This is a genomic window from Tatumella terrea (assembly GCF_039523755.1).
GTDB lineage: Bacteria > Pseudomonadota > Gammaproteobacteria > Enterobacterales > Enterobacteriaceae > Tatumella > Tatumella terrea.
This window is the reverse complement of the sequence record NZ_BAAAFX010000018.1, coordinates 241004-254870: the sequence shown is the minus strand read 5'-3', so window position 1 is coordinate 254870 and position 13867 is coordinate 241004. Positions and strand designations below refer to the sequence as shown.

Genomic DNA, 13867 nt, shown 5'->3' with positions numbered 1-13867 from the left:
ATTGCACCGGATCTTTTTTTTGTAATATGCAAAAATGGCAGTCCGAAAAGTCTAACGGAACATGATTTTGCGCCCTGACAAGCCCATATCCCGACCTGAATTCTGGCTTTACCGCCACTACCAGACCGTTCATGGTGTCCGTATCGCCATAGCGTTTGTGCTCTCTTTTTTACTGGTGCGTTTGTTGCACATCCCGGAAGGCAGCTGGCCGCTGATCACGCTGGTGGTGGTTATGGGGCCTATCTCGTCCTGGGGAAATGTGTTTCCGCGGGCGGTACAACGTATTATCGGTACCATCGCCGGCTCGGTATCGGGACTGATTGCCCTGAAGATAGAGCTGTATTCGCTGCCGCTGATGCTGGGCTGGTGTGGCATCGTGATGTTTGTCTGTGGTTATCTGACCTTAGGTAAACGTCCCTATATGGCGTTACTGATTGGTATTACCCTCGGTGTGGTGGTCGGCGCGCCGCCGGGGGATTTCCTGACCGCCTTATGGCGGGGGGGCGATGTCATCTTTGGGTCAATCCTGGCGGTCATCTTTACCGGTATCTGGGCGCAACGGGCCTATACTTTCTGGCGCATCAGGATGTCAGATGCATTACTCGCTTCGCTGAAGATCTACCAGACCGGATTATCACCTAATTTGCTCGAAAAACCGCGCCTGAATAAGTCCATTCAGCAACTGATCTCCGGCAGTGTCAAAATACGTGCCCTGCTGGAACCGTCCAGTAAAGAGACACGGATTCCCAAATCGGTGTTTGAAGCCATCCAGACCCTCCAGCGCAATATGGTTTACACGCTGGAGATGCAGATCAATGCATGGTGGGATTCCCGTGAAAGCCATCTGCTGCTGCTGAATGCCCCTACGTTGCGCCGTACCCAGGCCATGACCGAAAATCTGTTTCGCACGCTTTCCGGGATGCTGAAAACCGGCAAAACCGATCAGGTCTCTGCCACCATTGCTGAACTGGATGAGATGAAACGGGAACTGAGCGGGCTGTTATCGAAGGCCGAACATGCCAAAGCAGAGGCGACACCGGTCTATGGCTATGTCTGGCTCAGTCTGGAATTACATGGTCAGCTGGTGCGGTTACATGAACTTATTCGAATGGTGTTGAGAAAGTAATCAATCAGTGTCGTGTGAAATGCCGTTCCTTTGCGCTAAGATAAGGTATTGAAAAGTTTTAGAAGTCACAGTAGTGATGCCGGGACTTCATTGAACCCAACTGATTCTGAAACTCACGTCTGTCCGATCAGGCGTCAAACAAAGGTGTTATCATGGAAAATGCCAAACAATCCTTCCAGGACGTACTCGAATTTGTCCGTATGTTTCGCCGTAAAAACAAGCTGCAACGCGAAATAGCGGATAATGAGAAGAAAGTCCGCGATAATCAGAAGCGTGTTCTGCTGCTGGATAACCTGAGTGAATATATTAAGCCCGGGATGAGTATTGAAGCGATTCAGGAGATCATTGCCAGTATGCGTAGTGATTATGAAGACCGGGTCGATGAATACATCATCAGAAATGCGGATTTATCCAAAGAACGCCGCGATATTTCGAAAAAACTGAAAGTGATGGGCGAGCAGAAAACTCTTCACGGCGAAGAGAAAAAATAATCCTCATCCGCCATCGATGCCCGGACGGTGCGCCGGGCGTTCTGCCTGGAATGTTTTCTCTCCGCTTATACCGGCGGAAAACCGTGCCCTGCCTGCGGCTGATACGCCTTCTGAGGCCTGAATTGATATTCTCCCCATCGACGGGTGACGGATATTCCCGTGGTCTGCCTGTTATGTTCAGTTTCTGAGTACCGGGTTGCGACCTGTGGTACAACCGGAACACTATTTTTGTTGATCCCGTCACCCGCAGGCAGAATTTCCGGCATAACGGGAGATTCCGGTTTGACAGGCGCGTGGCACCGTTCTGCAACCGTCACACGGAGCAATCATCATGCACTACTTTAGCCAGGCAGCTTTTGATCTTCGCCTTGAATGGGGAATGCCGGCCATTGCTCATCTGGCAGACGACGTCGATTGTATCGTCATTATTGATGTGATGTCTTTTTCAACCTGTGTGAGTGTGGCTATCGATCACGGTGCCCGTATCTATCCCTATCTCCGCAAAGATGCCTCAGCCAGGGAATATGGGGAGAAAAGAGGGGCTGTCACTGCACATTTTGACAGACGACAGGGGAGTGCGGGCTACACCCTTTCGCCGGTTTCACTTCGCAAAATAGGCCAGGGTGAGAGACTGGTATTACCCTCGCCAAATGGCTCTGCGATTTCGTGCCGGGCCAGAGAAACAGGCGCAGCCATTTTCAGTGGATGCTTCAGAAACAGAACAGCGACAGCAGAAGCCTGTCGTCACTTTCAGCGAGTCTTACTGGTGCCTTGCGGAGAACAATGGCCTGACGGGGGCCTGCGGCCTTCGGTTGAAGATTATATTGCCGCGGGCAGTATCATTGAAGCGATGGGACGGGAGAGTTGTTCGCCTGAATCCCTGGCGGCATTAGCGGCATGGCAACATTACCGCCAGCAAAATCCGGGGCTTCTCGCAGAGTGTTCGTCGGCATGCGAATTACATGAACGTGGTTTCGGTGAGGATGTCGCGCTCTGTCTGGAAACGGATTGTTCGTCACTGGCGTGCCGGTTGTATGATGATTATTATGCCGAATACCTGCCATAAGTCTGCAGCTCACAGGTCATGGTCAATAATACGTCCGTATTTTTACTGCTCAGATTTCCAGAATGTCTTTGCCCCGCATTTATAGCCTGACGATATCCTTCATCCGGGAAACGCCCCGTTCTTCTTAAATAAACCGTCACCGGAATTTCCTCAGGCAGGTAATACGGACAGCACACACTTTTCGCTTTCTCATTCACTCTGCTAAACAGATCATTCAGGGATAGAGCAGAAATTCAGCACATTAAGCGCTCGCCGGTGAGCGGCGCCTGATAATCCCTCTGAACCAGTACGTCAGACAGGTTCAGAGGGATTATCAGGCGCTTGTCTGACCTCACTAAATTCATCAGAGGTGTATTGTATAGCGTTAACGTTGTGTGGCCCGTAACGCCATGATTTACCTGATGGTGGCAGGCATTTCTTGAGCCGTGATAACGGTTATTGCTTCGGGAGAACAGGGGGATATCGCGCTAACAGGCTGATCATAAACAAAAGAAATTTAACGTGTCGCTGCGGGCTGTCATGCTATAGATGATAGCCTTGTTTATAAGGAGTGTAAGATGAAATTATTTGCCGGGACAGAATCCAGCTGGTCACTGAGAGTGTTGCTCTGTATGGAGATTGCCGGAATACCCCCGGACCTGCATATTTTTGACCTCAGCCATCCGCAGAGCAGACGCGAACTCAAACGCTTATCACCGACCGGGCGGGTGCCGGTTCTCAGCGACGGCGATCTTATTATTTATGATTCACTGTCGATCACCGAGTACGTTAACGAAATTAAACCCGGGTTACTTTATTCCGCAGAGGCGGCATTACGGGCTGAGGAAAGAAGCTTATGTGCCGAATTACACTCAGGCTTTGCTGAAATCCGCCGGCAAATGCCGTTTGTGGCCTCCGGTAAAACGGTACCGGGAGCGTTATCCGCTGAAGCGGAAGCAGACATCGAACGTATCGGAATTATTTTTGCTGCGGCCCGGGGGGAGTTCTTCCGTGGAGAGACTTCGGGAGCTGTGGATGCCTTCTATTCAGTGATGGCATACCGGCTGGCCTCTTATGGTATTCATTTCCCGGGCCGGGCGGGGCATTATCAGAACGCACTGACGGAATGGACGCTATTCAGGAGGTCTTTATCCGGACTGTGCCCGCCTGTTCACCCGGTCTGTGGGCCATAATGCAGAAAGTGCCCTGATATCAGTTGCCGGTTTTTTCTGAAGCCTGTCGGAGTAACGATGAGAACACAAAAGAGATGTCTGGGATATGTTGCGATAGTCGTTGATGACTATGATCGTGCTATTGAGTATTACACCGATAAACTGGGGTTCACGCTGGTGGAAGATACCCCGCAGCCCGGGAAGCGCTGGGTCGTGGTGACGCCGCATCCGGAAAGTGACTGTAACCTGCTTCTGGCGCAGGCTTCCGGCGAACGGCAGCAGGGATTTATCGGTGATCAGTGCGGAGGTCGCGTCTTTCTGTTCCTGCAAACCGATGACTTCTGGCGTGACTACACTGCAATGAAGGAAAAAGGGGTACATTTCTGTCAGCAGCCCCGCGAGGAAGAATACGGTTGGGTGGTGGTATTTGAGGACCTCTATGGTAACCGTTGGGATCTCTACCAGAATGCACTTCCCTGAACCGCTACAGGCAGGTAATACAGGGAGTCTCTGTGACAGCAGAGGCAACGTGTGGCGGCGGGAAGGTGGCTGATCGTTATCAACAGAACGGCAGAGGCCTCCCGGAAGGCAATATCCACAGGCTGCGTCGTGGTCAGGCACGGAGAAAGCGTACAGGGCTTATTTAGCAGGCCTCACCGATGATGGTACTCGCGCTGTTATCACCACCGCTGGCGAGTGGCAGGCCGGGAAGCACGGATCCTGAGGTCCGGCCACGAAAGTGATGCCCCGGCCCGTGCTCTGCCGGGACCGGGATCATGGTTTGGCCTGATTAACGCCCCCGTTACCAGCGAACCACTCAGCCGGGGGCCACGATCAACAGATTCTCAGCCCGCCTGCCGCGTTTGCTGATAGACCTGCAGGTTGACATACACTGCATTCAGCAGCGGTACGGGAAGTGCGTGTGCATTGGCTCTGTCGACCAGGTCCCCGATGATCTGATCCGCCTCCACAGAGAACCCCTGATCTAAATCGCGGTACATGGAGGAGGTCAGCGGGGTTTCGGGGTTACTCAGCATCTGAAGCGTAGCGGCAATGACTGCCGGGCGTGGCTGATAGCCACAGGCGGTGATCACGGCCAGCACTTCACTGTATATTGCCTGTAACAGTGCCTCGCCGCCGGCCGAACGTACGACCTGTTGGGTGTTGCCCCGCGACAGGCAGGTGACAGCACCCAGCGTACTCAGCAGCAACCATTTTTCCCACATATCATTCTGAATAGTCATCGATAGCCGGTTATCAAACCCGCAGTCACTCAGTACGGCATCCAGTTGCCGGACACGTGCGGAGTTATGGCCATCCTGTTCACCATAAGACAGCTGATGCAGCGCAGACATTTGCAGTATTTCGCCGTCTTTATTCAGCGTGGAATGGATCTTACATAATCCGCCTAATACTTTTTCTTTACCGAACACCTCCCCCAGCGTACTGATATGCCGCATACCGTTCAGCACCGGTAATATGAGCGTCTGCTCTCCGACCGCGGGGGTAATATCGCGGATAGCCTGTTCGAGACCGAAACTTTTCACCGTGAGCAGGATAAGGTCGTACGGGCCACGGATCTCCCCGGCCTGCAATAGCTGAGGCTGTATCTTAAAATCTCCCGCATCGGCATGAACCACTAACCCGTGATCTCTGAGGGCTGCTGCACGCCTTTCACGGACCAGAAAAGTCACATCCCGCCCGTGACGAGCCAGACAGGCGCCGAAATAGCCACCGGTAGAGCCGGCACCCACAACCAGTATTCGCATATTCCATCCTCTTAAATGTTCCAGTCTTACTTTCTACCTTAAAAGGCGGGCAGCGGAAACACCAGTCAGCAAGGTTAGAAATTATTACAATTCTGCGCAGCGCGAAGGATCACTGAATGCGGGGTATCCCGGGGAGGTACGCAGAGAACCCGCGCTGACGGGCGAAAAACCCATTTCTTCTGTGTGGGGATCACCGTTAAACTATGTAAAACAGTTAAGTACGGGATAATAAGCCATGAAGGATCAGAAAACACCACTGCTGGCAGTGGACAAGATTAACTACCAGGCAGGCGGATCGCCGATCCTCAGTGACTTATCGCTGACACTGAATGCCGGTGAATTCACCCTGATCACCGGGCCGTCCGGATGCGGAAAGAGTACCTTGCTGAAGATCCTCTCTTCGCTGATCAGTCCGCAGAGCGGCGGGATCACCTTCGCCGGTAAAAATATTTTGCAGTATGCTCCCGAACAGTACCGTCAGCAGGTCTCTTACTGTGCACAAACCCCGTCACTGTTTGGCGATACCGTTGCCGATAACCTGCAGTTTCCCTGGGCTCTGCGCCGTAAAACGGCCGATAAGCAGCAACTGATTAAAGAACTGCGCCGGTTTTCATTACCGGAAACAATGCTGGACCAGCCGGTGACGGCGCTCTCCGGCGGTGAAAAACAGCGTATTTCACTGATCCGTCATCTGCAGTTTCTGCCGCAGGTGTTGCTGCTTGATGAAATCACCAGCGCCCTGGACGAGCAAAACAAACGCCAGGTCAACGATATTATTCATCAGTATGTACGTGAAAAGAATCTGGCTGTCCTGTGGGTGACACACGACGTGGATGAAATACGCCATGCGGATAATGTCATCCGGTTAACCTCACCCTCCGCGATGCAGGAAGGAACCCCCTCAGAAAAAACAAAGGAAGACGCGAGTGAACCAGCATAATATCACCAATGGATCGCTAATTATGTCGCTGGCCTTAGTGCTGGTGGCGATTGTGATTAGTTACCGTGAAAAACTGGCACTGGAAAAAGATATTGTGTGGAGTATCTGCCGTGCCGTCGTACAACTGGTGATTGTCGGGTATGTATTAAAATATCTGTTTGATCTGAATAATGTCTTTCTGACGGTATTGATGGTGTTATTTATCTGTTTCAATGCGGCCTGGAATGCCAAAAAGCGCAGCAAATATATTGATAATGCTTTCCTGATGTCATTTATTGCCATCACTACCGGGGCCGTACTGACGTTACTGGTACTGGTACTGACCGGCTCGATTGAGTTTCTGCCGATGCAGGTGATCCCGATAGCAGGAATGATTGCCGGTAACGGGATGGTGGCGGTCGGGCTTTGTTACAATAATCTGGGGCAACGGTTTGCCAGCGGGCAGCAGCAAATCCAGGAGATGCTCAGTCTGGGGGCGACCCCGAAACAGTCCTCTGCCGGTCTGTTGCGGGAAAGCATCCGCGCCGCGATGATCCCGACCGTTGACTCCGCTAAGACCGTCGGACTGGTGAGCCTTCCCGGGATGATGTCCGGATTAATCTTTGCCGGAATTGACCCGGTTAAGGCGATTAAATATCAGATCATGGTGACCTTTATGCTGTTGTCTACGGCCAGTCTGTCGACCATTATTGCCGGTTATCTGGCCTATCGCCGGTTTTATAATGACCGTCACCAGCTGGTGATTAAATCCCCGCGCTAATGTTAATCAGCACACAGTAAAAACATCCCGGGGGGCGAGGGTTTCCTTCCTCCCGGAACGCTGTCCTTTGATGACAGTAGCGAAGAGTGCCAGCTCAGTCACAGAATATTCTGGCCCTGACGGTGCTTACCACTAACAGGGTTACGGTGAGCCATATTTCTCCGGCTGACAGTCCTGTCGCGGACGAGTGATTCCGGTAGTCGGTCGTTAAGTCCGAAAGTGTGTCCCCATTCACCCTGATCATCATTTCAAGGATTAGTACCGGCATTAGTCATCAGATGGGATATCGATAAACATTAAATAATAGAATGTTAACAGGGTCTTCTCTTTGTCGTTCAGTGAAGCGCCGTTAATCCGGTTGTAATTATCATAAAAGCGGCCGGTCTGAATGAGTGAAGAATGTCCTGCTGTGCACGCCGGAATAACTGATTGCGGGCTTTTAAGGGCAATGTTAGTCTTCCGGGACTAAAACCGCATAAGTAACCGAACAATGTCCCACTTAGCACATCCAACACCAGAAGAAATAAAGAGTATCAGGGAAGGGCTCGGCCTGGGGCGTGCCGAGTTTGCCAGTGTCCTCGGGATGCCAGCTCACGGCGAACAGACCGTCAGTGAATGGGAAGCCGGCAGGATGATGCCTTCCGTGGCCAAGCGTAAGGCCATCCTGAATATGGATAAAAAACTCCGGAAACATGCGCAGGAAGCCCCGTTCCGTCAGCAACCGCAGTCAGAAAGCCGGTTCACGTTTATCGATCTGTTTGCCGGTGTCGGTGGGATCCGCTTGCCTTTTCAGCGTCTGGGCGGCCATTGTGTGTTCACCTCGGAATGGGATAAATACGCCCAGAAAACCTATCTCGCAAATTACGGAGAAATGCCGGTCGGTGATATCACCCGGGTCAGGTCCACGGATATTGCCGACCACGATGTGCTGCTGGGCGGGTTTCCCTGCCAGGCCTTTTCTCTGGCAGGGCGTAAGCAGGGCTTCAGTGATACCCGCGGAACCATGTTTTTTGAGATCCAGCGCATCCTGGCCGCTAAAAAGCCCAAAGCGTTCCTGCTGGAGAACGTCAAACAGCTGCAGGGCCATGACAAAGGCCGTACCCTGAAGACCATTATCGATATTCTGCAGGGTAAGCATGCACAGGCGATCCCTGATGATGTCCCGATGAGTGAAGATGCCCGGCGGGCATTGTCTGAAAAGCTGAACTACTGGGTCGACTTCCGGGTGTTGCGGGCCAGGGATTTCGGGGCACCGCAGAACCGTGAGCGGGTCTATATTGTCGGTTTTGATAAAGACTATTTCAGCGGTGTGGATTTCGACCAGGTGTATCAGTGGCCGGCCCCTCCCTGTACACCGACCCGGGTAGGGGACATTTTGTTGCAACCACACCAGCTGGCGGCACTGATTGCCAGAAAAGGCAAAGATGTCTATACCCTGTCCGATAAACTGTGGCTCGGTCATCAAAAACGACGCGCGTCACATAAGCAGCGCGGAAACGGCTTCGGTTACAGTCTGTTTAACGCCAGCAGTGAATACACCAATACCCTCAGCGCCAGATACTATAAAGACGGTTCAGAGATACTGATCGAACAGCACGGTGAAGGGAAAAATCCGCGAAAACTGACGCCGAAAGAGTGTGCCCGTTTACAGGGATTCCCCGATGATTTTATTGTGGATGCCGTTTCCCATGGTCAGATGTATAAACAGTTTGGTAATTCTGTCTGCATGAACGTTATCGGTGCGCTGGCAGGCCAGATGATCGGGGCACTGGAGACCGCCACCCGGTTGCGGCAGGGCGAATGAGAAGGGCGGACCTGGCGGCCCGCCTGGTGATCATTCGGTCATAGAACGCGGAAGCGCATGGGGATAACCGGCCTGTGGCCGTACCGACAGACCATGCTTTTTTTCAGGTTGCAGCGCCATCATCGCCAGCATACTGCCCAGGGCAATACAGCCGGTCACGATAAACATGGCGTTATAGCCAGAGTGCTGGGCCAGCCAGCCGGAGAGCATCGGGGACAGGACCGACGAAATATTCGCAATGGCCAGTGTTATCCCGCTAAATGTCCCCACCGACGCCTTCGGCGTCACATCAATGACCACCGACCAGTACACGTTATTAACCATCGCATTAATCGCATTGCCGGCGGCCATCAGTCCAATCACCGCCGCAGCGGAGCCCGCCAGCGGGATCGCCATAAAACAGAGCGCGGTCAGTAACAGGGCGACGACCGCGAAGGCATTGCGGGCAATCCGCAGATTATTGAATCGTTTCATCAGCGCGTCAGAAATTCTGCCACCCAGTAAGACGGTAAAACAGGCGCCACTCCAGGGGATCATCGCCACATACCAAAGCGTGTGCAGATCATAATGGAAATTATCCTGCAGATATTTTGGCAGCCAGGTTGCCAGCGTAAAGGTGATATATAAAAAGGTAAAATAGCCCAGTGCATTACAGACCAGCGTCCGGCTGGTGAAGAATTTCCACCAGGGCAGGGCGGTACCTTCGGCGACGGATGCGCTCTGCCCCCGCGTGATCAGGGCATGCTCGGCGGTATTCACCTTTGGATGCTGCGCGGGGCTGTCGGTATACAGGCGGGAAAACAGCAGCATCGCCAGCAGTGAAAATACGCCCAGAATAATAAACATGATCCGCCAGTCACCGGTCAGCAGGATCAGCCCGACGGCTATCGGCGCGGTCAGCATTGCACCGGCCTGGGTACTGACCAGGCCGATACTGAGCGCAAAGCCGCGTTCGTTATCCGGTGCCCACGCCGAGATGGTTTTGTTCATCAGCGCGTACGCCGGACCTTCGGAAAAACCAAATAATATACGTAGGGTGGCGAACCCCATCAGCGCGGAACCGCCAAACAGCGCCATCCCCGCCTCCCCCGCCCAGGCAGTTGCAATTTCCAGCACAGACCAGCAGAGACCTGCCCATAACCAGACTTTACGAGTACCGAAACGGTCGGCCAGAAAACCGCCACATAACGACCCCAGCAGGTACCCTATACCAAAATAACCGAGAACGGCACCCAGCTGGGTTTTATTCAGATGGTATTCCGTGGCAATGGCATTGGCGGAAAAGGATAACGCCCCCCGGTCAATATAGTTAATCAGAGCAATGAGGAACATGAGCAGGAAGATGGTATAGCGGGCAGAAGTCGGTTTCATCGCGGTGCTCCTTATTATGGCATGACTGAATGCCACGCAATATCGATGCCATTCTTTTTACTGCCTGATTTTTATAAAGATCAGGTGAAAGTCTTTCGCAGAGGGATGCGATTTCTGCACCAGAAGAGCGCCTGATGATCCTATCGGGCGCATTTCCGGCGCTTTTGCGAACCCGATTTCCCGGCAAGCCCACCACTGAGGTGGGGTCAGATTAAGGTGGTTAATTTATTACCTGGGTTATTTTTATAAGGCTAAGCAGAGGCGCCGGCAAATCGGGCGGTAAGAACCCCGGGAGAATTCTTTTTCTTCCGGGGGGTGACAACCGGCATAACATTCTTCGCCATCACCGCGCACAGAAAAGATCATTTGAAAAATAGATATAATAATCAACCTATTAAGTAGGTTTCTTTCACTTTGTATCAGGCAGGGTAACGCTTTCTTTAGCTGTTCCTTGGACAGTTATCCGCCAGGATAACCGGTAATTAAGACAAATAAACAGACCCGCTTATGATCATGATCAATGTGAGGTGGAGAGAATTTCACCATCATAAATTTATCAAAGTTCACCTGACGGGAAACTAAAATGATTAAAGAAACTAAATTACCAAGAACGGTAACATCACCGAAAAAATTCTTTATTGGCACCGATATGTTGTCGAAAATCGATGACTTCGTGAAAGATTTTGGCGATAACATCCTGATCATTACCGATGAATTTATTCTTCCAAAAGTGGAAGAACAGGCATTACCTGCCCTGCAGGCCGCCGGACTGAAAGGATGTGCTGAAAAATTCCGCTATGAATGCTGCCGGAAAGAGATCGACCGTCTTCAGGAATGTGTCCGTGCCAGCGGAGCCAATGTTATTGCCGGGGTCGGCGGGGGCAAAACGCTGGACACCGCGAAAGCGGTTGCCTTTTATCTGAAGCTGCCGGTGGTGCTGTTCCCGACAATCGCTTCCACCGATGCTCCCTGTACTGCGCTGGCGGTCATCTATACCGAAAGCGGAGAGTTTGACGAGTATCTGTATTTACCGCAGAACCCGGATGTGGTGGTGGCCGATACCTCGATTATCGCGGCCGCACCGCTGCGTTTCTTCTCCGCCGGGGTCGGCGATGCGTTAGCGACCTATTTTGAGGCACGTGCCTGCTATGCTGCCGATGGTATCAATCTGGTGCTGCACAAACCGTCGAGGACCGGACTGGGGCTGGCAGAACTCTGCTACCGTTTGCTGAGCGAAAACATTGATGCGGCTATGGATGCTGTGGTGAACCACCTGACCACCCCGGCACTGGAGCAGACCATCGAGGCGACGATTTATCTGAGTGGTGTCGGTGCAGAGGCTGGTGGCCTGGCCGCGGCTCATGCGGTCAATAACGGTATGTCAGTGATCCCGGATCTGCATAAAGCGCAGCACGGTGAGAAAGTCGTTTTTGGCCTGCTGACCCAGCTGGTGCTGGAAAATGCCCCGCGGGAAGAATGGGAGAATGTAGTACGTATTGTGAAAGCGGCAAAACTTCCGTTGACACTGGAAGATATGGGCCTGAAAACCTTTGTCGAATCACAATGGCGTGAAGTGGCGCGTATTGCCTGTGCGCCTGGCGATACGATGAACAATATGCCGATGGAACTGACGGTCGATGATGTCTATAGCGCGATGGTGACTGCTAATACGATTGCGCACCGGATGAAAGGCTGATTTCTGCACTCCGTCGCCGGGGACTTCTCTGGTGGCCAGGAAGGTGGAAGATATTTTCTGAAACTCCTATGACCTGTATCCGCTGACCCTGAACCGGGCGGCGGATATTTTTTGCCTCAGCCTGTTTTCGCTTATCCAGACTAAGTGACTAAGTGACTAAGTGACTAAGTGACTAAGTGACTAAGTGACTAAGTGACTGACTGACTGACTAAGTGACTGACTGACTGACTGACTGACTGACTGACTAACTGACTAACTAACTAACTGACTAACTGACTGACTAACTGACTAACTGACTAACTGACTAACTGACTAACTGACTAACTGACTAACTGACTAACTGACTGACTGACTGTTCCGGCATTTTCGTGGTTCCTGACGGTATATCACTCAGGGGGGTAGGTGCAGTCAATATTCCGACTCCTCACAACCGTGGCTCTGCAGAAACCGCCGACCCCTGATCCGTTAAAATACTCATCTCTTTCGGCCGGTTTATCACTGGCTGACACACTGACAAAAGGCTCGCCGGAACGTTGAGCCGCTGACTCCGTCCCCGTTTTCAGTTTGCGTCTGTTGTTAGCCCGGGGGTGACAAAGCGCACTACAGCGCACCGGCCGGGTGCCTTTGAGGGCAGCTTGTCTGTTCTTTAACCGCTATTTCAGGCTTTCCTCTTTTGCCCGTATCCGTCAATTTTGCTCCGTCCCCGATAAGCTTTTTGCCATCACTGGCTGTCGTTCACTCACTGACGTTATGCCGGCCGGAACGGCCCGGGTTAACCCCTCCCGGGGTCAGCGTTTATGGCTGCCGGGTTTCAGGCCGCGATGTAATTCCTGCATACGTTTCATCGATTTTATCGTGCGCTGAGAGGCTGAGGATGCGACGGATAATACCAGCATCTCCAGGCAGACCAGCACCGTACCGTGTAACGGGATTTTACCGTTTTCCCCGCCACGCGGAACCTGGATCACTACATCTGCTTCCTGTGCAAACCGTGAGTCCATCGCGTTAGTCAGCAGGATCACCGGATTCGCCAGCCGCCGCGCTTCCCGCAGTGTAGTCATACCTTCCCGGTGCGCTGACTTCTGGGCCATCATGATCAGCACATCGCCCCGTTGCAGAGTCAGTAGCTGTTCAGCAAGGCCTATTCCCGAACGGTTAAGCGCCACACAGGGCAGACCGATGCGGTTAAATAAGCGGGCGGCATATTCGGCGAGGATCCCCGAGGCATTAATACCGAAAATGGCGGCCTGCCGGGCGTCCAGTAACAGTGAAACCGCACGCGACAGTGCAATGCGGTTTTCCGGAGAACCAAGCACTTCGCAGGTATGTTTATGGCCTTCAAGAACGAAATCAATACCCGACTGAATATCACAGGTGAACTCACTCACGGTAGAGCTCATTTTATCGGTGGAATTCATCACCGGTTCAAACCATAACTCCAGGGTTTTTTTCAGATCACGTAAACCGGCGAACCCCAGCGCCTGCACCGCACGGACCACCGTGGCATCGGAGGTGCCGGTGGCTGCCGCAATTTCCAGTGCAGTCGCTTCCAGTACCGTGGCACGGTTTTCATTAATATAATAAAGAACACTCTGCAGGCCGGCAGACAGTTGGGGGGCCCGGTGACGTAAACGTTCCCCGTAGACATCCACCCTGTGTTTATTCTTCTTCTGTTCTTTCATCGTTCATTCCG

The 13867-nt window shown here is 52.5% G+C and carries 12 protein-coding genes; 9 read left to right on the top strand and 3 right to left on the bottom strand.

Annotated features, from left to right (window positions below):
• Positions 1–67: 67 nt before the first annotated feature.
• From ABD035_RS14410 to ABD035_RS14390, 5 genes are all read left to right on the top strand, one after another.
• Positions 68–1126, top strand: coding sequence for an FUSC family protein (locus tag ABD035_RS14410; protein ID WP_212712953.1), 1059 nt, complete (start codon positions 68–70; stop codon positions 1124–1126).
• Between the two features lie 152 nt (positions 1127–1278).
• Positions 1279–1617 (top strand): DUF496 family protein, encoded by a 339-nt coding sequence (locus ABD035_RS14405; RefSeq protein WP_212712651.1) that lies wholly within the window; start codon positions 1279–1281, stop codon positions 1615–1617.
• A gap of 331 nt (positions 1618–1948) precedes the next feature.
• Complete coding sequence (locus ABD035_RS14400) at positions 1949–2683, top strand: 2-phosphosulfolactate phosphatase (RefSeq protein WP_343870888.1); 735 nt, start codon at positions 1949–1951, stop codon at positions 2681–2683.
• A 557-nt stretch (positions 2684–3240) separates the two neighbouring features.
• The gene (locus tag ABD035_RS14395) at positions 3241–3855 is read left to right on the top strand and encodes a glutathione S-transferase family protein (protein WP_343870887.1); all 615 of its coding nucleotides are present in this window, start codon (positions 3241–3243) and stop codon (positions 3853–3855) included.
• A 57-nt stretch (positions 3856–3912) separates the two neighbouring features.
• The gene (locus ABD035_RS14390) at positions 3913–4314 is read left to right on the top strand and encodes a VOC family protein (RefSeq protein ID WP_343870886.1); all 402 of its coding nucleotides are present in this window, start codon (positions 3913–3915) and stop codon (positions 4312–4314) included.
• Between the two features lie 365 nt (positions 4315–4679).
• On the opposite strand, the gene panE is transcribed toward ABD035_RS14390, so the two are convergent.
• Entirely contained in the window at positions 4680–5603 is a 924-nt protein-coding gene (gene panE / locus ABD035_RS14385; RefSeq protein ID WP_343870884.1) for a 2-dehydropantoate 2-reductase, read from the bottom strand.
• Between the two features lie 235 nt (positions 5604–5838).
• On the opposite strand from panE, the gene fetA reads away from it, so the two are divergent.
• The 3 genes from fetA (at position 5839) to ABD035_RS14370 (ending at position 9107) form a co-directional block, all read left to right on the top strand.
• Positions 5839–6543 (top strand): iron efflux ABC transporter ATP-binding subunit FetA, encoded by a 705-nt coding sequence (gene fetA / locus ABD035_RS14380; protein ID WP_343870882.1) that lies wholly within the window; start codon positions 5839–5841, stop codon positions 6541–6543.
• A complete protein-coding gene (gene fetB, locus ABD035_RS14375) occupies positions 6530–7303 on the top strand; it encodes an iron efflux ABC transporter permease subunit FetB (RefSeq protein WP_343870880.1) in 774 nt (257 codons plus the stop codon). Before fetA ends, fetB begins: the two co-directional genes overlap by 14 nt.
• A gap of 490 nt (positions 7304–7793) precedes the next feature.
• On the top strand, positions 7794–9107 hold the full coding sequence (locus ABD035_RS14370) for a DNA cytosine methyltransferase (RefSeq protein ID WP_343870879.1): 1314 nt from the start codon (positions 7794–7796) through the stop codon (positions 9105–9107).
• 30 nt (positions 9108–9137) lie between these two features.
• On the opposite strand, the gene ABD035_RS14365 is transcribed toward ABD035_RS14370, so the two are convergent.
• Complete coding sequence (locus tag ABD035_RS14365; protein ID WP_343870877.1) at positions 9138–10478, bottom strand: MFS transporter; 1341 nt, start codon at positions 10476–10478, stop codon at positions 9138–9140.
• A gap of 583 nt (positions 10479–11061) precedes the next feature.
• Between ABD035_RS14365 and ABD035_RS14360 the strand changes: the two genes are divergently transcribed.
• The gene (locus tag ABD035_RS14360) at positions 11062–12174 is read left to right on the top strand and encodes a glycerol dehydrogenase (protein WP_343870875.1); all 1113 of its coding nucleotides are present in this window, start codon (positions 11062–11064) and stop codon (positions 12172–12174) included.
• Positions 12175–12962: 788 nt separating this feature from the next.
• Here ABD035_RS14360 and ABD035_RS14355 read toward each other — a convergent pair.
• Positions 12963–13856 carry a MurR/RpiR family transcriptional regulator gene (locus ABD035_RS14355; RefSeq protein ID WP_343870874.1) on the bottom strand — a complete coding sequence of 298 codons (894 nt, stop codon included), beginning with the start codon at positions 13854–13856 and terminating at the stop codon, positions 12963–12965.
• Positions 13857–13867: the final 11 nt, after the last annotated feature.